Raw genomic sequence first — 20701 nt, 5'->3', positions numbered from 1 at the left:
CCTCTCAGAGCACGGTCAGCCCATACATCTCCCCCAACGGATCCGCGATCAACTCCACCCGAGTCCCATCCGGGTCCCTGAAATACAGCGACGTACCGCTCTCCTCCAAGTACTCGATGCTGGCGTCGTCCAGCCGCCCCTTCACCTCGGCCCACCGCTCCGCCTCCATCGAGATCGCCATGTGGTGCAACCCACCCAGCACCTCCGCGTACGCCCCCAACTCGAGGCCCGGAAAGTCGAAGAACGCCAGCAGGTTCCCGTTCCCGATATCAAAGAAGAAGTGGCTGGACCCTTCGTAGTCCCGGTTGCCCACGATCTCCGTCAACGGAAACCCCAGCACCCCCTGATAGAACCGAATCGTCGTCTCCACATCCGCACACAACACCGCCACATGATGCAGCCCGCGCGCCGTCGAGGCCGGCCGCTCCGCCTGCAGATACTCCCCCCGCAACCGCTCCCGCTCCGCCTCAATACCTGCCACATCAACAGTCCCCACGGCACCCACACCCTCTCCTTGAACTTCGAACTACCCCCATGAGACACCCCCAGCGCCCCGATGTGAATTCCACCCAAGTTGTTTGCTACTGTTCTCCGGTCGGCGCCACTAAGGCGCGGATCACCTGTCCGGGTGGCGGAATAGGCAGACGCGCTAGCTTGAGGTGCTAGTGCCCTTTACGGGGCGTGGGGGTTCAAGTCCCCCCTCGGACACCAGACAAGGCTCTCGAAGCATCAGCTTCGAGAGCCTTTCTCTTTCCCCCGCGCCAGGCACGCGCGCTCCTCCGTCGCACGCTCCGCCTGCCACCCCACCCACCCCCAACTTCACGCAGCTACCGCCACTTCCTTCAATAACAATCCGGCGACCGATCATCCGCAACCGCCGCCGCTCCAGCCCGCTCCTTCGTCGCGCGCAACGCGGCTTGCTGAACCGGAATCGCTCTACCTGCCGCGATCCGCGCCAAAGTAGTTGACGGCGCCTGTGACACCGCCCACACGCTAATGAGGCCCGGCCCGCGCTGAGAGGTGTCAGCACGGACCGGGCCTCGTGAGTGATGCCTTCATGGCCCGTGAGGTGGCACGGAGGCAAGACCCAGTGGAGCGGCAGAACGGACGCGGAATGCAGGGGACATTGAGGAGAGGACCCCCTCAGCACGCCCGCCCCGCCGGCCTATGGAACTTCCGATATCCCGGTTCGAGGGGCACGCGATCGCGGCAGCTCCGCGACCAGGACTCGAGCTTTGGTCTCGCGATCGAAATAAGCTCGCTTCGACTCAGGCGCCACGGGGTCTCCGAGATGTGCAGCCGTCGGGATCACCACCGCTTGGATGTCGAAGAGGTTGATCGCAGCAACCATTTCGAGGAAAGCCCGCGGATCGGTCAGAAGGTCCTCGACATGCACAGTTCCCAAGGTGAAGCCGTTGCATCGGGCGTGGTTTGCGAGAGCTTCCTGAGTCCGCGCAACCTCGTCGACGCGCATCTGCGGATACCTCCGCATGTAGCCCAGGGCCAACGGGTACGCCGCCTGGATGACATCCGCTCGACGGTCCTCCATCACCGACCCCGGACCTCTTCGCGGATTTCAACGAGCATCCGCGCGTAGAGGACAACCGCAACCGCACTCAGAATCCAGAACCCGTCGGACAACGAACCCACTCCCCAGACCACCTAGAAGGACGGTCACGGAGGTGAGAGACGACGTGAGGATCGGGTGCTCGACTCCGTGACTGCAACGCCTCTTCTGCGTTACCTGCCTGAGTTTGCGATCGCGAGGCCGGTTGTCGGGAGCCCGTCGAGGAGGCCTAGGACGGCCCCCTCCAGGGGTCCATCGTGGACCCCTGCGATGGACCCCTAGGTGTAGCGGTTCCAGTTCTCCCCAACAGCCCCGGTCAAGGTGCTGGCAAGACGGCGCGCCAACTCGGAGGCGACACCTGGACGTCCGCGAAGGTCCGGAATCACGCTTGTCACCAACTGCAGTTCACGGACCCGCCTCAGCACGTCCCAGGCGGGAGACGCCGAAACATCAAGCCCGTAGGTTCGCGCGAACGCCCGATGCTGCGCGGGATCATCGCCGAATCTCAGCGCGCCGTGTGCAGCCGGAATCAGATCCCACTCCGGCGGGCCGATCGATACGGAGTCCAGGTCGCCGATGACGACTCGCCCGCTCAAGTCGTCGAGCAAATTGCCGGCATGTGCATCGCCATGGATGACGGAGCGCGGCAGTGTCCATTCCACCGCTTCCAGATCAACAGCCAACTCGCTGCACTTGTCCCGCAGGTGGTCTAGAACCTGGTCGAGGCTCAGTCCGAACTCTCGTGTCGCCCAGTCCGAGAGGAAGCCATGATCGGCCCCCGCCAGGGACGCGGCCTTCGAGAGCAGACCGCTAATCTGCCCGAGCGGATCCCAGCCCGGTAGCTCGACGTCGATTTCAGGTAGAGCGTGTATCGCCCGCAACGGTCCAGCAAGATCAACAGAGTCGTGACGACGCCCTGGCGCCTGTGGCAGCAAAGTCCAGACCGTGGCGATCCAACTGCCCTCGGCAACAGGCTCGCTCATCCCCGGCGCCAGCCGCGCGGTCGGCAATCCAAGTCGCCCGAACGCGGTCGCAACCTTGGCGACCCTGTCGACCACATCAGAACTCGCAATCGGCGCCATCCGGACCACGACACCCGCACGGTCCAAACGGAAGACCGCGTTCATGGTGTACCGGAGCAACACCGCATCGCTCGGGTCAAACCCGGCCGCAAGGCAGATCGCGGACAACCCATCGAACAGTCGCGCCCGCTCACCAGCGCTGAGACTCGTCACGCCGCCGTAGGTTAGCCCGCCGCCAGCGAGCCGATGCGAGCGACCACCTCGGTAACGCCGCCGTGAGCCTTGTACGGCGTCGCCAACGCAGCCAACCCGCGAAGCCTGTCGGCCGCACGAACAGACGCCGTCGCAGTGGCCATCTCGACCGCCCGATGCCCGTACTGCTCAGCCTCGTTCAACTGCCCGTCGAGCATGTAGCCGATCGCTACAGAGATCGCGTCAAAGGTCTGACTCCTCTCCTCCCCCGCCACCCGTCGACCGAATGCGCTCTCTCCACACTCGATCGCCTGCGTCGCGTACTTCCGATGCTCGGAATGCGCTGCCAGGCGACCGTAGATGACCCCGGAAATGCCATCCAACTCCCCCGGAGCCAGCGAGAATCTCGCCCACGACGGAACTGTCGCAACATCGACTCGATCAAGCTCGCCCTCCGCCCGAGCGAGTGCGTCGCACACCAGATCGGCCGCGCCGAGCATCGCATACGCCCACGCCTCATTCGCGTGCAGGACTGCGACAGACGCCAAGTTGCCACTGTCCTGCGCAACGATCTGTCCAAGCTGCCACAGCTTCAACGCTTGCTGCGCCTGACCCAGGTGGATCGACACGCGCCCGAGGCGATAGAACCCGCCGGCGATCAGCCCGAGATCGTCGATGTCCCTGGCAAGCACAAGTCCGGCGGTCAGATAGTGACGCGCAGCAGCGTGGTCGCCGAGGTCGTGGCAAGCCCAACCCGCTACCTGGTACATGTCCGACAGCGCAGCCTTCAAGTCGCGCTCAGTCCTGTCGGAGTCGAACCGACTGCGCAGCATGCCGCTCGCCCAGCCGAGATAGCTGACTGCCGAATCACGACAGGAACCACCTCCTCGCTGGGCATCAACCCGCCGATGCTGATCCCTGACATCACGCACCAACTCGACATGGGCCTGAGTGACAAGCGCCGGTACCGCGACAACTGGCCTCGGACTCGGGAGCAGTCCAGCGAGCTCCTTTGGCACAGGGCCCACGGCCAAAGCAGCAAGGGAACCAACGAACGACGGATCAGTACTCGGATCCGTCGGTACGGTGGCGGACGCGACCGGCTGATGCGTGTGGCCAAGGCCGAGAAATCCGCGGTCTATAGCCAGCCCATCGGCGATCCGGACCAAGACGTCGTACGACGTCACCACCTGATCGCCCTTGGAGATACTGCGAACCCGAGTCTCGGACACCCCCGTGGCCATCGAGATGACCCGCTTGCTCCAGCCGTGCAGCCGCAGAAACTGGAAGAGAGCAGAGATGTCGCGCTCCCCCAGAGAGTCGCGCAGCGGCCGGCCCTCGTGCACCGCGCCCTCCCACCAGGTGGGATCAATCTCGAGCGACGTCATCGCGCATCTTCCTCCCCAGGCGGTTTGAACGATTCTCATATAGTCCTCTATAGGACTTTAGGACACCATGCACCTCGGCGTACAGTTCTTCCAGACCTCATGAGGAGTTGATGTGACTTTCCCGGCCACCCTCAGCGGACGAGGACCGAAGTACCTCCAGATCGCCGACCAACTCCGCGCGGAAATCCAAAGCGGCGATCTCTCCCCCGGCAGCCGCCTACCCGCTGAAACCGAACTGGCCGACCGCTTCCATGTCAGCCCGCCGACCGTGCGTCAGGCCCTCGCCGTACTTCGCTCCGAGTGGCTGATCGAATCCCGCCACGGCGTCGGCACCTTCGTGCGCGAAAACCGGAAACGCCAACGCCGTTCCCGCAACCGCTACGGCCGAGCTCGCACCGACCAGCGCCTCCTCAACGACGCCCTCGAGCACCGCATCGTCTTCGCTGGCCGCGGCCCCGTCCCACTTCATATCGCCGAAGCACTGGGCGTCGAGCCAGGATCCGAAGTCGTCATTCGACGCCGACACCTGCACGACAAAGCCACAGGCCAACTGCGGGAGATCGGCGCGAGCTACGTGCCTCTCTCCCATGCGGCCGGCACCTACCTCGAAGACGCAACGGTCGTGCGGAAGGCGCTCTTCCTCTGCATCGAAGAATTGTCAGGCAAGACCTACCACCGCGCGCAGGACACAACAGTGATCCGCGCCGCCGAACACGACGAGCCTGGCCTGTTCCATCTCGCAGGCGGCGAAGCGATCCTCCACCTCGTGCACACAGCCCGATCCGCAGACGACGAGGTACTGGAAATCTCCGAGTCCATCTGGCCAGCCGACCAAGTCGTCTTCATCGACGAGTACGACATCCCGCAGCACGGCGAGACTCCGACGAGTCGCTCCGAGATCTAAGGCGGACAGAATGCCCAGCCCTGAGTGGACCTACAAACACGCCACCGACCTCCGTGATCACTGGTGGTGGCGACCAGGCTGGCAGGTCGGAACGCGCTTCTACACCTGGCACATCACCTTCGATGGCCAACACGAACTCCACCGCCTCGTCGACACCTACCAAGCCGAACTCGCCCGCCACCCCGGCCTCGACCTCATCCCACACCAGTGGCTCCACCTCACCATGCAAGGCGTCGGCCACGCCGCCGACATCACCACCGACCAGATCGACAGCCTCCTCTCGGCCGCCCAAGCAAGGCTGGCCGCCCTCAACCCGGTCACCGTCGAATTTCACCGGCCGGTCATCCGCCCCGAGGCAATCGTCCTCCCCGCTCTCCCACCAGCCGAGGTCGACCGAATCCGAACCGCCGTACGCGCGTCAATCGCCGACGTGCTCGGGCCAGACGCAGTCCCCGACCAAGCCGACGGCTTCCAACCCCACGTCACCCTCGCCTACTCGTCGAGCGCGCAATCCGCCGACACGATCGAGTCGGCGATCGAGTCCATCTCGTCCGAGCCGGTTGAAGTCTCAATTCCGACCGCCTCGCTGATCGAACTCCACCGCGACAACCGGATGTACGAATGGCACACGATCGCCGAGGTACCAATCGACTCACAGGCGAACGGCGCTCTCTGAGGCCGATGAGCCCGCTACGCCCTCGTCAACCTTTCTCCCACGCCGAGCATCACCTCCGCGTCGAAGTCTGCAACCGACGGCAAGTCCCTCTCGCGGCCGCCGACATCCATGCGGCCGTTACGCCCATGGCCGCCGCTGCAGGTGCCCCAGGCACTCTGCCACGCATCCCCTCAACCCGTTTAAACGGCAGAACGAATGCCGTCACACATCTGGCACTTAAGGAGTATCAGCCCGCCGAAACGGCTATCGCGCCGCTGCTGCAGCCCATCCGTTGAGTAAGTATGGACAGCCCACCACCCCCGATCGACCAGAGTTCAGCAACCCGAACCACCATCTGCGAGCAGTGCGCAGCCACCTTCACCATGGCCAGATCAGACCAACGATTCTGCTCCGATTCCTGCCGCCTCCGACGCTGGCGAACCCTCCGAAAGGCCGCCCGCACGGAGCCCAAAATCAACCAGAAGTATGTCGCCGACCTGCGCTCCGAGATAGCTCGCCTGGAACTCCAGGTAGCGAGACTCCGCTTCGCCAACGACCAGCTACGAGGCCCTCAACCCCAGGCCGCAACTCCGGAGCCAGCCACTCTGGACTTCACGTACCGACGAACATCCGCGTACTCCAGATGGCGGGAATATGTAGGACGAACCAGCATCAAACCGACTCACAGCAGCGCGTACGCCGGCCCTGAAGCCTGATGTGCTGATCATCGACGAGTCGGCAGCAACGGCAGGTCGCTGTCAAGACTCCTTGCGCTCGGACGATCGTGTGTGGATCACTAAGAGGGTGCCTCGGAACGACGTACTGACAGATAACCAGCTCGCGCTCCTTCGACGCATTTCCGGCGGCGATGACCTCAGCGGTCCCGACGGTGTCGCCGCGCGAACCTCTGCCAGGGGCGTTGGGCGCGCCACTTCCCACCCTTGCGAGTGACATCGACGAGACACCTTCGAACTGACTGACACCGAGCAGTCAGCCATCGACACAGCGTTCGACCTACTCGTCGAAAACGAGATCGCAGACTGCATGTGGATCGCAGACTGCATGTGGAGTCCGGTTCGCTACGTCACCACCGTAGTCGACGCCGACGGACTCGAGCGCCTGACCGGCGTGCCGCTGGCCGAACTAACCCAACGCTCCGGCACATTCGAACTCCACGGCACCACCATGCTCTCCCCCGAAGCAACCGTCCTGATCGCCGAGTACGCCTGCCGCAAGAACCCGATGCCGATCCTGGACGCAGTGCTCGAGGAAGAGAAGCAGCTCCGCGAGAAGTCCAAACACGGCGACCGGTCAGGCAAGCACCCAACGTCTCCCGAGTACGAATACGAGTGGTACCGCAAGTACCACCGACCGATCCACGAGCTGCTCCGCCAATGGTGCGGTCACCGCGCCACAAGCCTCCAGGAACGAGTGACAGCAGCCGAGGCCGAGAACATCCGCCTCGAAGCCCCCGTCGACCGCCTCATCGATGCCTTAGCTGACGAAGGCAACCTCGCTCTCTCCCACTCACTAGCTCAAGAATTCCAAGACGGCCGCATCACTGCCGAATCCGTCCGCCCACTCATCGCCCCCCTGCATCCCTCCGAAATCCCCATCCGGTATGTCACCCGGCCTCGCCGGTGGAGCTAGTGGATCGCTTAGAAGTACAACTGCGTTCGAAGCGTCCACGTCTAAAATCGTCAGCCGTGCTGGGGCCGCCCGATGTGTTGCGGAGGGAAACGCTCCAGGGGCTGGCAGCAAAACTTGAACTTCCGCCCGCTGCCGCAACTGCAGAGACGGTAGTTGTCGTCCTGGAAGTCACCGGGGGCAGGCTCAGCAACGGGTACTTGCTGTCGCGGAAGGTGGTCGATCAGCATCTGTCCGGCCGAAACCGTGACTTCCATCGACGGCATAGCGGGAATCCCCCACTTGGGCGCAGCCGCAATCTCGGCGTTCTCTACCCTTACGCCGATCATCTCGTCCTGGGCCGACCGCTGGTGCTTGACGAGCTCCGTCCAGATCGGGGCCGCTGACGAAGTCTCCGTCCTGCCTCTAACCAGCGCTTGGGCAAGGATCCCTCCAGCGGCGACTGCAGTAACCGTCGCAGGATCCTTCAGCATCACTCCTGCGGCCACCGCCGTCGCCAGGCCGAAGAAGTTGTCAGTTACAGCGAGGCCGAGCCTCCGCAAAATCCCGCGGTCTGCGCTACGTTCAGCCGCCTGAAGAGTAGGGGTCAAGAGTGCCTTCTCCTGGTCGCGCACGTATGCCTGGATCTGCTGATCAGACTCTTCGACTGGAAGGTTCTGGTAGGTCTCGTGCAGTTGCCGCCGGAACACGGCGAAGCTGTCATCAGCATGGATCTTGCTCACCACCGCCGGTGTCAGCCCGCTGAAGATCGGCAGTTTTGAGCTCAGCAATGCGGATGCGACTCGCTCCGACGGCAGCAGCGTCTGACCGATGCCGTGTCTGCACAGATACCGCTCGTGCCGAAAAGGGGCCGTGTACGTCGCACCGTTGGTCGCAGCCAGCAGGTACTCGCGCGCGAAATGGTAGAGGCCATCGGCTTGTGCCTTCCGCAGTTGCCTGACCTGATCACCACCAGCGAAGACGAACATCCCCCGCAGGTTGTCCTCAACTGTGATGTCGGTTGCGCTGAACTGCTCGGAATACACGACTGGGTCGAGCAGCAGGGCATCCTCGAGCGCTCCCTGCAAGGCTCTGATCTCCGCCTCAAAGGTCAGTGCGTGGTCTTCTGCCGCGGTCAAAACGACGACTCCAGACTCGATGAGCGGGCGCCAGCGATCGAGTTGCGGCACAACCGATGCCAGGAAACCTCGTGTAGCCGAGATGTTTGGACGTCCATCCGAATCTAGGTAGCCCAGCCGTGCTGCCATCTTGTGCCTCGCGGAGTACTGATCCAACGAAAACCAGTCGACAATGGGATCCCTCACCAGAAGTCGATCGCTGTAGAGCAAGCTCGTTAACAGCATGTCGCCGCCGACAGCCCAGAAGTTCGCTGAGGGCCAGCCCCCGAGGAAAGCCATCTTCCGGTCTGCTGCAGACTTGACCTGCCTGGCCGCCGCAAACTTCTGGACCTCTTCGCCGAGCTCGTGGATCACGGTGCCGGGCGCAGTCTGGACATCGGTCTGTCTGTGAGTCAGGAAATTGTCCAGTACATCGAGGACCGTTGCCGTCATCGCAGCGACACCTTCCATCGTTGATGGCTAATGGGATAACCGGGGTCTCCGACACTCCGGGCACCGTCCACCACCGGCATACCGCCAGCTAGCCGCTTACGAGACACCATATGCACCAAAGACTCCATGCACATCAACCCCGAGGCTCGGCAGCACCCGCCCCCACCCGGAACGTTGTCGAGCCTCGCTCCTCGTCGACGTCATCAGTCCCGACCGCATCGATGCAGTCGGCCATGATCTCGCCTGCGACCGAATGCGCACTTGCCCAGCTGAGGTCCCGCCTGACGGCCGGCACAGGCCACGAGGTCCAAGCGTTTGAAGCGATTGTCCCGGAGTGTCGACCTCTGGCGAGGCTCCGTAGCGCTCCAGCGAGTCGGCGAACTCGCACGACATCTTGCCGGGCCGTATAACCGGCCGCTGGAACCCAGTGGCCTTGTCACCTTGACAAATTCCGCAGCGTCTTCCCAACTTCAGGTCTGGCGGTCACAGCCCGGCATCGCAGGGGCAAGACATGCTGTGGCAGCTCAAACAGACGCCCCTAATCCACGATCACATGACAGACCGGCTCACCAACTCACCCCGCGGGCCGTCGACCTCGATGCTTGGGTGGAAGGCGCACACCTCGACGAGTGGATCCAGCTCTCGGCAAATTCTTACATCAGATCCACCTGATCAAATGTTGCACAGGGCTCCGAGCTGGTCTAGATCCCGTCCAGCGGCTGGGGCGTAGGTTGAGGAACCAATTCTCCCATCCACTGCGCTGCGACGATGCCTGGCGGACGCCCCTGGTTAGACAGGCTCCCACCCAATGGCGGCGTGAAGGAGGTGCTGGACTCCATGCTGCCGCTCCTGCCAGGTGAGTCCGTAAGGCTCGCCGCCAAGCTCGGCCCACCCGTACGCCGCACCGTCTCAGCACGCACCACGCCGCCCGAGCCAAGTGATCGGTGCCAAGACTTCACAATTGCACTACGCTGACTAACACTTTGAATTTCGATGATGGGAGAGTGCCGTGCGTCGAGTCACGCACGTTCGAGTCGAAGGCCTTTTCGGCCACCTACGTCATGACATTCCGATCAGCGCATCGGCCCCGACTATACTGACGGGTCCGAACGGCGCAGGTAAAACACATGTGTTGATGCTACTCAGGGCCGCACTCATCGTCGACTTGAAGACACTTTTCAAGCTCCCATATACGGAATTTGAAGTACAATTCTCCGATAATCACCAACTGCAGATCCGTAGAGCAATCGTCAAGGACGAGCCCGAATTAGAGATCGCTGCCCTCAAGGGCGGCAAGGCGGATGGCCGCGCCGCAAAAGTTCGGGCTGTCGATTTCGAAGAACCGGACCTGCCACGCCACATCATCCCCCTCCCCGACGGCCGTCTCTACGACAGCCGAATTGAGCGAACTCTCAGCGCGGAGACCGCTCAGAGGCGTTATGGGCCGTTGATTATTACGCCTCGACGTCGCTTCAATAACTACCCTGCAATCGTTCGCATGATCTCCGAAAATGCACCAATTCTAATCGACACGAAGCGTCTCGACGCGGCATTACCCGGCCACCTCCAGTCGGATATAGAGGGTTTTCATAGCAATCCGACCGAAAGAGCCTTAGCATCTTCGAGCATCGGGCGATACATCGGTCAGATCCGCATTCAAGTCACCGAAGCTAGACGAGCCTCGGTTCAAGCGACACAGAGTGCCGACTTAAGCTTCGCCGCTCGCGCCTTGGCTGCTGCGAGCGACCGCATAAAAGAAGATCCACTACATCAGCGCTATGACGCCATCGTTGATCGCTATGAAGATCTCGCACGCAATGGGCTCGCGATTGGCGAAGCTCCCCTCAGCTTCCCCGAGAAAACTACGCCAACCGTACGACGGATCCTAAATGTCTTTCTCGACGACTGGGAAAGACGCCTCAAACCACTGCTGCCCGTCAACGAGAAGATCAAGACCCTTCGCGACATCCTAGACACGAAATTGGCAAAGTCCGGAAAGAGGACAGCCATGGCCGCCAGGGGGCAGCTGGTCTTCCAATCATTCGCCACGGGACAGCGTGTGCGCGTAGCCAACCTCTCATCCGGAGAGCAACACTTAGTAGCACTTTTCACATTGCTACTTTTCACGGCGAATGGGGACTCGCTCGTCTTAATTGATGAACCGGAAATTTCAATGCATGCTGCATGGAAGCACGCTTTCCTGGACGATATCAGCCGGGTTGCACTCCTTACTGATCTGCAGATCATAGTGGCTACGCACTCAACCGCAATAATTAATGGTCGCTGGGATTTGACGCAGGAGTTGGGGTTCTCAGACGGCCCATACGAATTCCACGGAGAAGAGACAGCCGACGACACCAGCCTGGACCCCGATGAACTCCTCGCCTAGAGTTCGATCATCACTGCAGGAATTTGACCATCTTGCAGACAGGCTCAGGCAGCATCGCCAAGTCCACGATGGTCCGGTTTTGATCGTCGAAGGATCGGACGATCTTCTCGTATTGAGAGACCATATCTCAGTCGATGTCTCAATATTCCCCGCTAACGGCCGGAAAAATGCTATAACGACAGCGAAGACCCTCCTACATTGGGGTTTCACAGACTTCGTATGCGTTACGGATCACGACTTTGATCAACCTGTAGCCGTTGCGGATATTGCAGAAGTCCACTACCCCTACGATCGCCGCGACCTCGAATCCATGCTTGTTACTCTTGGCGTACTAGCAGCCGTTCTAGACCATCAGGGATCTCAAACAAAGATCGCGACGCTGGGCGGGTCGGGCGCCCTCGTCCAACGCATCGAGGAGCAGGTAGAACCGGTCACTCGTCTCCGCGCGCACAACGCTCAGCAAAACCTGGGCCTCGCATTCGACGAGGTTGACCTAGCCAACAAAGTCGACCGCACTTTTCTTTCCCTTGCTGTCGAGAGCTACTGCGCGGCACTGGTGAACGCGTCAGAAGCGCCGATCAGCGCCAAGGATGCTTTGCGGATTACCGACGCCCCTTACGAGAATCTACTCGGCCACGCAGGAAAGGACACCATCGCCGTAGCCGGCGTGTCCTTGCGAAAGCTCGCAGGCACCCTGGAGAAGGCAGCGACGGCAGAGCCGCAGTTATCAGCACAGGTTCGGAGTAGCGCCGGACTGGCGTTAGCTCAATCAGATTGGCTTCGCGGCTTGTTGCATCGATTAAATTCACTGGGAGGCAGCTCAAACCAATAAACCGCAACCCCACGGGCAGGCGCATGAGATGTGCGCATTTTCCGCCGAGCCTCAAATCACCCGGGCGACGACGACCAGCCCAACGTCTCCCGGCCAGGCTCACTTTCCAAGTCCTCCACCGACTGCAGCGGGCTTCTCGGTGCCTCCAGCTCTAACTGCCCCGTCGCATCAGCCTGCGTGCTAGCTGATCACGGTCGCACGAACGCCTCGCCGCTGCCCACATCTGGCCGCCCCTCGTCAGCATCCGCTGGCCACCAAAACCGTCCTGGCCGGCCAGCAGTTCAGTCAGTGTCGCCAAGCAGCAGCCGAATGCTGCGGGTAGCACTGTCTGCGTCGAGCAGAAGATCTGGGCGGTGCTCGAAAATGGCCCGCAGCGCCTTTGCCGCTATGGCGAGCGCCTTCTCCGACATTTCAATCTCGCCTGGCTTCATGTCGGCCGAGCCATGGACGATCTTGCTTCGTAGTCCATAGATCGCGTTGAACTCGGTCCTGAGCTTTCTCCGGTCCGCCGCGTCGGTGCCCAGCAGCCAGGCCAGTGACCCCGACACGCGAAGCGAGGTCTCTCCGTTTGCGCCGAAGAGGTTCTCCCAGACGATGACGGAGTCGATCAGAACATCCTCGGGTGTCTTGCGCTCCGCCAGCGCCAGCAGGAATCTGCGCAATGCAATCTGAATACGCTTCCTTTCCTCGACTCCCCGGATGAGATCAATCCATTTCATCCACTCTTCAGCTTGGGCTGCGTCGAGCCGCTGCGGCTTCAGCTTGTAAGCGTTTCGGGTGTCGAAGACGTTAACATTCCAACCTTGAACCAAGAGATCGAAAGTCGCAATCCAGGCCGGTGCCACCAGTCCTCGATCGCTAGACGGAGCAAGCGCAAGACCCAAGCGAACCAACTCGATCGCCTGATTCATTGCGGTGAAGTGATTCTCTAGATCAAGAGGCACAACATTGTCGGCGAAGTGGCCTATCTTGACACGGTAGGGTGCCGTAAACTCCAGCACGACGTTGCCCGCATAGTCGATGAGGACGTCAACACCATCAGGTCCGGTCGACGCCGCTTGCCCTGGCATTTCAGCACGCTCGATGATCCATCCGTCGCGGCGATCGACGCTACGCAGACGCCATCCGGAGAGAGCAGCCCCGGCGAAATCATCGGGCAGCCGTATGCCCGCAAACCCGACCCGCACGGGAAGGTCCACGACGCGCCCATCGACCACATCACGAATCGCCGCGACTACGACGAGCAGCTTCCGGTAGACCTCTTCGAAGGAGGGAGTGACTGAGTCCAGCCTGGTCAGGTCCCACGCTTTCAGGATCAGCGTGGAGCTGAACGCCAACAGTTGGATACCGCCACGGTTCAGCGAGCCTATGTAGGAGCCGCGGTGCCCCTCGTGCTCCCGCTCTTCATAGAAGAGCTTCTGTAGTACCTCATCGGCCATGACCGCATCTCGGAAGGCAGTCTCGGCCGGATGCCAATGCAAAGAGCCGACGCTCGGCCACATACCAGGGCCCGCGACAGGGAGTAGCAGCATCGGATACGCGTGTTCGAGCAACTGGAACAAAGATCGCGGAAGGGGGTCCTTTGTGGTCGACGCTTCTCTCTGACCACCGCTCGCTTGCCTCAGCTCCTCAGCAAGTGAACGACTGCTGCCATCTACGCCGGTCGGTCGAGGTTCGAGTCTGCCGTTCTCCGGAAACATCGACAGATGGACCGCAACGGAGTGCCGACGTTCGAACACGGTGTCACGGTCGAGCCCCTCCGGGATGTCGGTCGAGAATATTCGAGCCAAGGTTCCGAGTACCTCAAGCTGCTGGCTGGTCAGATCGGTGGGCAGCGACGAGCCGTCAGGCGCGGCCGTCTCCCGAGCAAGCAAGTACCTCAGGCAGTCGAGCCCGAAGAGTCTGGTCAGGCGCTGCCATACCTCGTCGTTCACAGTCAACAATCTACGACGTGTCCAGTATCGCCACTGTCGACAGTGCCAAGGGCCAGGCAAATCCTCCCCAGCACCGAGCGCTCACGATCACCCGCCACCACGATCGTCTTCGCCATCTCGAACGGGGCGTCCTCGCGGACAGCCTCCAGGATCGCTGCGTAGCGACGATCCGCGGTTAAGAAGTAGTCGGCGTCGACGAGGTAGGAGCTGTGCTGTTCGTCCGAAGGGTTGCCACCGGTGACCTTCTCCGTGGCCTGCAGCAGATTGACGGCCCAGCGAATCCAGTTCCTCGGCATCGACGCGAGGTCCACCTCATATGCCCAGAATCTCAGGAAGTCCGACCTGGCGTGCCGAAGGGCCCTGAGGTCGACGTACGCTCCGACCCAGTCGGCGAACGTCGCGTCTTCCTTGGTCAGCACTGAGCGGCCGGCGATCGTTACCAGCTGGTGCCAGAAGAGCTCGTAGCACGACATCCTCCAGGCTTCTACCGGTTCGGATGGCCATCCTTCCGCCTCTCGACCAAAGCCTGCCGTCCCCTCACGTACCTCCAACGCCGTCAACGGTCGCATCGCGAAGTTCGTCTCCAGGAGCTGCTTGCGCTGATCCTTCTGATCCTTCATCAGGTCTTCGTGCAAGCGTCGAGAGCCGACCTCGTAGTTGTAGATGCGCTGCGAGTCGGCGAGTGCCGTTCGCCAGACCTTCTTGGTCCAAAAGGCATTGAGCGAATGCACTTTGGCGGTATCCGGCGTCTTCCGCATCCACGCCGGACGGAGTCTGCGGACCTCAGCGACCAACTCGGCAGACTCCGATTCCGCCTCCGTCGCCAGCCGACGACGTGGACCAATCGCCAGTGCACGGATGATGGGGTCTCGCAGCTCCGGTACGGAAAGTCTGCAGACCTCGACGAGGATGCTCGGAGGAACCAGGATCTCGAGCCCCCGTTGGCGGACAAGGTCGTCGAACTCGGGCGCAACTGCCTCGTCACCGATGTCGGACCACAGGTTAGTGTCTAGGATCAGCCGCACCGCTCACATAATAGAGGTCGACGAGCCCGCGGAGTTTGGACCAGAGTGGGTGCCGCTCGCAGTGGACACCCGGGTGAGCCAAGCTCATACGCCTCTGACGACGACCTCTGCCGGGCTCAGGACGCCGGTGCCGACGGCCTGGACTCGGATGTACTTGCCAGGCGTCGACACCAGGATCTTGGTGGGGCGACCAGCCTGATCGGTGAGGTGTCGGCTCCCCACGCCTGGCTGGACCAGCGTGTCAGTCACCGAGGCACTCTTGAAGGGCTCCGGCGATTCCTTGTCCACGCCTCCGACAGCTCCTTGGCGCCGCGGATGCCGTCGCTGGATGCATCCGGACGGCGGCGGTGAACCGCTTGTGTCGATGGAGACTGGCATTCTGATGGTATGCGCCTTAGCGAGCGGGACTTGAGCCCGTCTAGTAGGTCCAGATGAGCGGAATCGACTGGCAGGACATTGGACGCGACGACTTCGAGAAGATCGCCAACGCTCTGCTCGGACGTGAGTACGGGAGCCGTGGTCACGCCGTCAACGGCCGCGGCGGCGACGCCGGGATCGACTACGACGTCGACGACGCCAAGATCATCTTCCAGTACAAGTTCTTCCCCGAAGGCATTCCCCGCGAGGGCACCAGACGCAATCAGGTCAAGCGCTCTTTCAAAGCAGCACTACAACACGATCCCGATGAGTGGATCCTGGTCGTACCGGCCGCATTGACACCGCCGGAACGGCGGTTCGTGAGCGAGCTTGGCAAGGGGAAGCGTGTCAAGGTGTCAGTCCGTGACGAAACCTGGTTCACGGACCAGCTCAGCAAGCACAAGGACCTAGCGGAGCACTTCCGGTGGGGCTCAGACCTCGACTACATCCACGCCAGGGCCGAAGCATTCCGCTTCAACCCCATCATCCGAAACCCGGATGACCTGGATGAGCGACTCAGGGATCTACGGCAGGATGTCGATCGCGTGGATCCCGACTGGACCTGGGACGTGCGCATGGAGGGTGGCCGGATTACCCGATTCCTCCGCGCAAAGGATCCGGGCGCCCCCGAGCGCTCACCAATCACCATCGGTTTCACCGCTCAGCTGGACTCAGCCAGTCCCCTGGCCGTCGACCTCGCCAAAGCGCACGCCTTCGGCGTCACCAAGCCCATGAAACTCACTTCCGATATGGTCACCCGCTTCACCATTAACGGGCCACCGATTGTTGGAGAAGCCAATCCACACATCGAGCTCCTGGAGATGCACCCAGCCCCGACCGACGCCCCATGGCAGCCGTCAGAACTCAGGCTGACCGGCGCCGACGGCCAGCGGATCGGCACCTACCTGGCAGAGACACGTCCTCTGGCTCAAGGCATCGACGGGGTGACTGTGCAGGCCCGGATCGGCCACCACATCCAGGTCGCGTTCCGCCTGCCATTCAGCAAGGCAGCCAGCGGCTCGGCTGACCTGGACATCGGAGATCTCGCCGGAGCGCCGGCCGCCGAGGCTTTCGAGGCAGCTGACTTCATGGTCGGCCTCGACTATGCGCAGGTGGTCGAGATCTTCGTCGGAGGTACGCTCGCCACCGCGCTCGACCTCGGCACACGGCGGGTCGACCGCAGCATGACAGATGGGTTCTCAGACATTCGCTCGGTCACAGCCGATCTGCGCACAATCGAGGCTCAACTGCCTGTCCGTTTCCGGTATCCGCGTCAGCTCAACGTCATCGAACGCATCATGATCCGAAACCTCCAACTGATGCTCGACGGACACTGCGTCATCCACCCAACGGCAGACGCGTTCAACGGAACCTTCAACGGAGAAACCCAGGGGCTAGCCGAGCAGGTCCTCAACACAGCTCCCCACTGGCTGCTCTACGCCACGGAGATCGGGCACATCAACCTATTGGGACAAACCATCCAAGTCCCGAATCTGACCTACGCCGCGGTCGTTCAACTCACCGAGGATCAACTGGCGGCGACGCGGAACAGTCTGGCCGCCTCAACTATTGCCGGACAGCCGATCAGCTTCCCGGTACGCGCCGGCGACCGCCTGCGAATGTATATCGGTGACCGTTTTCCCTCTGATCAGCCCATCGATTTCACTGACTGGAACCTTCCAGGTATCCGGCAACTAGGCCTACGCACAGCCAGTCAGCCGCCGAAAGGCCTGCGAGGATCTACATGCTCACGACTGTCGCCGAGCTCCTGCCAGAACTCATGCTGAAGGAGCGCGCGGTACTCAACACGAGCCCAGTCGAACACCGACCAACGATCGGCAGCATGTACGAAGGCCTGTCGCTCGACATCCTCGGGCGAGCGATTCCGGACGGTCTGGATCTCAACCTCGTTACCAGTTTTGCTGTCGACGACGATGGGAATATGTCCGGCCAGCTCGACCGCATGCTAGTACGCGGCGCCGACATCCCCGTCCCGTACACCACAGCTTTCCAATGCACATCAGAGATGTGATGGCGGTCTTCGAGATAAAGGAGACCCTCTACTTCGCCGAGCTCAAAGATGCGTTCCAGCACCTCGGGGAGGTCCGCGAGTTGGAGAAGCAGTACCGAGCGAGCCTGACCGGAGACGCGGCGCTCGTCGACCTACGGCGTCCGAACCGTGCCTATGCTGAGGTCACGGGCCAGGATCCGCTGGAGTTCGGCGCGATCGAATCTCTGCCTGCCGAGAAGCTCTGTTCAGGACCCTGCTCGACGGGTACCCCAGCGCACTGAGGATCATCGTGGGGTTCCACGGGTTCAAGTCTGAGCGCTCAATCCGGGAGGCCTTAGTCTCGTACCTCACTGAGAACCCTGGGACTCCTGGGTTCAGTCCCGGAGGGTTCTCGCAATTGACAATTTCCGGAGACTACGCCCTCGCGAAAGCCAACGGTCAGCTCTACTCGAATCGCCTGACTCCTGACGGATGGTGGCCATTCTGCAAGCCTGGTGGGCCCCTGAGCTCAGTAATACTGGTCGGGTGACCGCATTCAAGGAGACCAATGTGCGCATCTTGGAGTGCGCGTGGGATGCCTTGGAGAACACCAGGCAAGCGCTGAGGCGTTCGCGTGACGCCATGGTGCGCGACCTTCTCCTGCGGCACGTGGAGAGTCAGCAGAGCTGCAGCCCGGATGACCGGTTGACTCATATCTCGACAGTGATTCGCCATCCGGCCCCTCCGCTGGGTCAGGGATTTCCGCTGCCGGGGAAGGTGCTCCGGCTGCGGCTCCCGGCGGGCTTGGCAGAGGAAGCGCGGTCGGTAGCACTGCTCCTACCTGGTCAGCCCCTTCACAGAGGTCATCGCGACTATCAAGCCCGCCTTCTGGCGGACGCGGTGACCACGGCAATTGCTCGCTCAGCTTCGTTCACCGACGACGTTCTGTCGGGACTTCGCCCTGTTCTCCGGCAGCGTGCCGCGCTGGGTCTGTGGCGTTTGGCTGTCGCAGCGACCTCGACTCACTCCGAAAGGGAGGTCTATCTCGCCGCCGCTGAGCACGACGACGAGTACGCCGGCGTCTCGCGGGCAGGTCGGGTGGCTGAAACTCTGCGGTCTCACGGAGTGGCCTGGCACGACCGCTGGCGGTATGAGATGGCCGCTCACCTGGCGCGGAAGTTTCTGAGCACAGACAGCGCGGACGCGAATCAGCAGATGCTCTACGAGCAGGGCGAGGAGTGGCTGGAGCATCGCGACGACCTGGAGTACGCACTGCCGAGCAATCATTTGATCAAAGGTTTCTCGGCTCCGCGGTACTGGTCGCTCGAAGGCCGTGGTAGCGCTGCGGTGTGGCGAGCCCAGCGTCAGGTCGGATTGAAGGAAATTGCGGACGACCTAGTCCATGACCGACGCACAGAGTCATCCGACGTAGAACCGCCAGGATGGCCGGCAAAAGCCCCAGAGGAGTGGCAGGTGCTGGCCGCACGGATCGCCACCGGTCCCTGGTTATCGCGCGCTGCCGACGGCCAGGTTCTAACTTTCGAGGTGGACGGCGAGCTCATTTACTGGCCAGTCGTCCGAACTTCCGCAGCGGACCCATCGACCTCTAGCGCCGTTCCCGGCCTGGCGGATGTCGTCGGAGTCTTCGGCGACCTGCCGGTGATCGAGGTCGCCGAGCGGATTCTCTTGCAACTCGACAGCGATCACGATGAGGACTGGCGGCTCGGCTCCATCGAAGTTCCGGTGCACAAGGCCTTCGCTTTCGGCCTCATCGACGCAGCCACACGGAATGAGCTGATCGTGGAGAACCGGGCGGCGACCCTCGAGTACATGCAGCAAGTGATCAAAGGTGCGCCAGTGGATGATCGAGAGCTGGGTCAGCAGCTGCGCGACGTGATGAACAGCCCTGCCGAGTTCAGGAAAATCGCGATGTTGTTTGGCGCCGACTTCTCGGCTCCACGTGCGCTGTGGAGGTGGCCCGCCGAGTCGATTGCAGGCGAGGTTCAGCGAGGACGTGCCCCTCAAGCACTCCGCTGGCTCGCAGCCTGGGTCCTCCGCCGATCAGCGTTCGCGCTGGAGCAGTCGATGCAGAAAGCCTGGCACAGCGGCTTCGACCGATTCGACCATCGGTAGCCAACTGACTACCAACCGCTGCCCTTATCAGGGGATGTGACATCGGCCGTATAAGACACGCAAGGCTGCTGTTCAAGAATTGGCTCAGATCGCCAACCCAAACCGTGGGTGGCGAGAGGGGACGGAGTCGATATGACGAAGAGTCCGGACAAGCGGAGCTGGTTCACCTCGGCATTCGAGTGGGTACGCGCCGACCGCTGGCGGCAGCATCGCGGCGCGGCTAAAACGCTCGCACAGGTCACCCTGGCGCAGGTCGTCGCCTGGCTGATGCGGCGGTGGCTGGGCTGACCCGTCCGTCGTCCTGTTGTGCGGCTGGGTGCCTTGGCGCCCAGCGTACGCAGGTGACGTCCGGAGTCGACCGGGCGTCTCTTCGAGCACGATCAGATCCTACTAGTCACAACGTGACGACCCACAAGGCCGAAGCAAGGTCGCTAGGCTCGGCTCGGTTGTCGACCAGTAGATCGCAGATCTTCCGCACCGGAGTACGTCGGTGCCGGCCTGGTCAGGTTGGGGCAAAACCGCGACCTCCGCCAAGGTCAAACCTGGCCGTCAGGCACCGAGCCAATCGCGAGTCGACGAAGCCTCGCTCACTGACCCGCAAGCCGATGGATCAGAGTTCGATACGAGCAAGCCCCGGTGGTCCAACTCACAGCCAGACCACCGGGCCTGCACCGCCGCGCGAGGCAGGCGGCTCGGTGCCTCACACACCCAACCGCACATCAGACTGCCCGAACAACCGTCCGGAACTCACGGTTTTACTCATCGGATTGGACGGCAAATTACGCCCGATCTTGACAGATGTCGGTGATTTTCCAGTGGAAAGCGTCCAGGTCAGAATCAACCTTCGAGCACCAACTCACTGTGACGGCAACCCTGGATTCGTCAAGCGGTGCTACGGGGTTCGATCTGGCAGATCCGGATCGAGGTCGAGGCGTGTGGTTAAGGTGCGTGTCCGGCCTCGGACACAACAGGCTCCGGAAGAAAAGGTTCGGAGCCATTTTCTTTCCCCCGCGCCAGGCACGCGCACTCCTACGCCGCGCGCTCCGCCTGCCACCC

At 62.0% G+C, this 20701-nt stretch carries 18 protein-coding genes and 1 tRNA gene; 11 read left to right on the top strand and 8 right to left on the bottom strand.

Features of this window, described 5'->3' with window-relative positions; all coding sequences use genetic code 11:
• Window positions 1–4: 4 nt before the first annotated feature.
• On the bottom strand, window positions 5–505 hold the full coding sequence (locus E1263_RS20930) for a VOC family protein (protein WP_238161359.1): 501 nt from the start codon (window positions 503–505) through the stop codon (window positions 5–7).
• A gap of 117 nt (window positions 506–622) precedes the next feature.
• On the opposite strand from E1263_RS20930, the gene E1263_RS20925 reads away from it, so the two are divergent.
• Window positions 623–711: transfer RNA gene (locus E1263_RS20925), tRNA-Leu, on the top strand.
• A gap of 454 nt (window positions 712–1165) precedes the next feature.
• On the opposite strand, the gene E1263_RS20920 is transcribed toward E1263_RS20925, so the two are convergent.
• From E1263_RS20920 to E1263_RS20910, 3 genes are all read right to left on the bottom strand, one after another.
• Window positions 1166–1474 carry a hypothetical protein gene (locus E1263_RS20920; RefSeq protein ID WP_132169898.1) on the bottom strand — a complete coding sequence of 103 codons (309 nt, stop codon included), beginning with the start codon at window positions 1472–1474 and terminating at the stop codon, window positions 1166–1168.
• A gap of 371 nt (window positions 1475–1845) precedes the next feature.
• Window positions 1846–2694, bottom strand: coding sequence for a phosphotransferase (locus E1263_RS20915; protein ID WP_132169896.1), 849 nt, complete (start codon window positions 2692–2694; stop codon window positions 1846–1848).
• A gap of 119 nt (window positions 2695–2813) precedes the next feature.
• Window positions 2814–4169 carry an NsdA family TPR-like regulatory protein gene (locus tag E1263_RS20910; RefSeq protein WP_132169894.1) on the bottom strand — a complete coding sequence of 452 codons (1356 nt, stop codon included), beginning with the start codon at window positions 4167–4169 and terminating at the stop codon, window positions 2814–2816.
• A gap of 112 nt (window positions 4170–4281) precedes the next feature.
• On the opposite strand from E1263_RS20910, the gene E1263_RS20905 reads away from it, so the two are divergent.
• The 3 genes from E1263_RS20905 (at window position 4282) to E1263_RS20895 (ending at window position 7378) form a co-directional block, all read left to right on the top strand.
• Window positions 4282–5073, top strand: coding sequence for a GntR family transcriptional regulator (locus E1263_RS20905; RefSeq protein ID WP_132169892.1), 792 nt, complete (start codon window positions 4282–4284; stop codon window positions 5071–5073).
• A gap of 10 nt (window positions 5074–5083) precedes the next feature.
• Entirely contained in the window at window positions 5084–5749 is a 666-nt protein-coding gene (locus E1263_RS20900; protein ID WP_132169890.1) for a 2'-5' RNA ligase family protein, read from the top strand.
• A gap of 1041 nt (window positions 5750–6790) precedes the next feature.
• On the top strand, window positions 6791–7378 hold the full coding sequence (locus E1263_RS20895; RefSeq protein ID WP_132169888.1) for a hypothetical protein: 588 nt from the start codon (window positions 6791–6793) through the stop codon (window positions 7376–7378).
• Between the two features lie 50 nt (window positions 7379–7428).
• Here E1263_RS20895 and E1263_RS20890 read toward each other — a convergent pair whose 3' ends face one another.
• The gene (locus E1263_RS20890) at window positions 7429–8925 is read right to left on the bottom strand and encodes an SEC-C domain-containing protein (protein WP_132169886.1); all 1497 of its coding nucleotides are present in this window, start codon (window positions 8923–8925) and stop codon (window positions 7429–7431) included.
• A 1009-nt stretch (window positions 8926–9934) separates the two neighbouring features.
• Between E1263_RS20890 and E1263_RS20885 the strand changes: the two genes are divergently transcribed.
• Window positions 9935–11314, top strand: coding sequence for an AAA family ATPase (locus E1263_RS20885; protein ID WP_132169884.1), 1380 nt, complete (start codon window positions 9935–9937; stop codon window positions 11312–11314).
• 79 nt (window positions 11315–11393) lie between these two features.
• Window positions 11394–12146, top strand: a complete 753-nt coding sequence (locus E1263_RS20880; protein WP_132169882.1) for a hypothetical protein — start codon at window positions 11394–11396, stop codon at window positions 12144–12146.
• A gap of 281 nt (window positions 12147–12427) precedes the next feature.
• Here the strand turns inward: E1263_RS20880 and E1263_RS20875 are convergent, their stop codons facing one another.
• From E1263_RS20875 to E1263_RS42810, 3 genes are all read right to left on the bottom strand, one after another.
• Complete coding sequence (locus tag E1263_RS20875) at window positions 12428–14080, bottom strand: HEPN domain-containing protein (RefSeq protein WP_132169880.1); 1653 nt, start codon at window positions 14078–14080, stop codon at window positions 12428–12430.
• Window positions 14081–14082: 2 nt separating this feature from the next.
• The gene (locus E1263_RS20870) at window positions 14083–15105 is read right to left on the bottom strand and encodes a type II toxin-antitoxin system VapC family toxin (RefSeq protein ID WP_132169878.1); all 1023 of its coding nucleotides are present in this window, start codon (window positions 15103–15105) and stop codon (window positions 14083–14085) included.
• 84 nt (window positions 15106–15189) lie between these two features.
• Window positions 15190–15354 carry a hypothetical protein gene (locus E1263_RS42810; RefSeq protein ID WP_165956699.1) on the bottom strand — a complete coding sequence of 55 codons (165 nt, stop codon included), beginning with the start codon at window positions 15352–15354 and terminating at the stop codon, window positions 15190–15192.
• A 182-nt stretch (window positions 15355–15536) separates the two neighbouring features.
• Between E1263_RS42810 and E1263_RS20865 the strand changes: the two genes are divergently transcribed.
• The 5 genes from E1263_RS20865 to E1263_RS42805 all read left to right on the top strand — a co-directional run bounded on the left by E1263_RS20865 (window position 15537) and on the right by E1263_RS42805 (window position 19933).
• Window positions 15537–17309, top strand: coding sequence for a hypothetical protein (locus E1263_RS20865; protein WP_132169876.1), 1773 nt, complete (start codon window positions 15537–15539; stop codon window positions 17307–17309).
• Window positions 17267–17554 (top strand): DUF6602 domain-containing protein, encoded by a 288-nt coding sequence (locus E1263_RS20860; RefSeq protein WP_132169874.1) that lies wholly within the window; start codon window positions 17267–17269, stop codon window positions 17552–17554. Before E1263_RS20865 ends, E1263_RS20860 begins: the two co-directional genes overlap by 43 nt.
• Window positions 17536–17814, top strand: coding sequence for a hypothetical protein (locus E1263_RS20855; protein WP_132169872.1), 279 nt, complete (start codon window positions 17536–17538; stop codon window positions 17812–17814). The genes E1263_RS20860 and E1263_RS20855 overlap by 19 nt, the downstream gene beginning before the upstream one ends.
• 244 nt (window positions 17815–18058) lie before the next feature.
• Window positions 18059–19645 (top strand): hypothetical protein, encoded by a 1587-nt coding sequence (locus E1263_RS20850; RefSeq protein WP_132169870.1) that lies wholly within the window; start codon window positions 18059–18061, stop codon window positions 19643–19645.
• Window positions 19646–19777: 132 nt separating this feature from the next.
• Window positions 19778–19933 carry a hypothetical protein gene (locus tag E1263_RS42805; protein WP_165956698.1) on the top strand — a complete coding sequence of 52 codons (156 nt, stop codon included), beginning with the start codon at window positions 19778–19780 and terminating at the stop codon, window positions 19931–19933.
• Window positions 19934–20701: the final 768 nt, after the last annotated feature.

Origin of the sequence: Kribbella antibiotica (assembly GCF_004349055.1) — a bacterium.
In the GTDB taxonomy this organism is placed as follows: domain Bacteria; phylum Actinomycetota; class Actinomycetes; order Propionibacteriales; family Kribbellaceae; genus Kribbella; species Kribbella antibiotica.
The sequence above is the reverse complement of the archived record's forward strand: the minus strand, read 5'-3'. Positions and strand labels throughout refer to the sequence as shown.

Bases quoted from the DNA above. Each gene is read 5' to 3' on its own strand.
- E1263_RS20920 (WP_132169898.1), bottom strand. From the start codon at position 1,474: ATGCGCGTCGACGAGGTTGCGCGGACTCAGGAAGCTCTCGCAAACCAC.
- E1263_RS20915 (WP_132169896.1), bottom strand. From the start codon at position 2,694: ATGAACGCGGTCTTCCGTTTGGACCGTGCGGGTGTCGTGGTCCGGATG.
- E1263_RS20910 (WP_132169894.1), bottom strand. From the start codon at position 4,169: ATGACGTCGCTCGAGATTGATCCCACCTGGTGGGAGGGCGCGGTGCAC.
- E1263_RS20900 (WP_132169890.1), top strand. From the start codon at position 5,084: ATGCCCAGCCCTGAGTGGACCTACAAACACGCCACCGACCTCCGTGAT.
- E1263_RS20895 (WP_132169888.1), top strand. From the start codon at position 6,791: ATGTGGAGTCCGGTTCGCTACGTCACCACCGTAGTCGACGCCGACGGA.
- E1263_RS20890 (WP_132169886.1), bottom strand. From the start codon at position 8,925: ATGACGGCAACGGTCCTCGATGTACTGGACAATTTCCTGACTCACAGA.
- E1263_RS20865 (WP_132169876.1), top strand. From the start codon at position 15,537: ATGAGCGGAATCGACTGGCAGGACATTGGACGCGACGACTTCGAGAAG.
- E1263_RS20860 (WP_132169874.1), top strand. From the start codon at position 17,267: ATGCTCACGACTGTCGCCGAGCTCCTGCCAGAACTCATGCTGAAGGAG.
- E1263_RS20855 (WP_132169872.1), top strand. From the start codon at position 17,536: ATGCACATCAGAGATGTGATGGCGGTCTTCGAGATAAAGGAGACCCTC.
- E1263_RS42805 (WP_165956698.1), top strand. From the start codon at position 19,778: ATGACGAAGAGTCCGGACAAGCGGAGCTGGTTCACCTCGGCATTCGAG.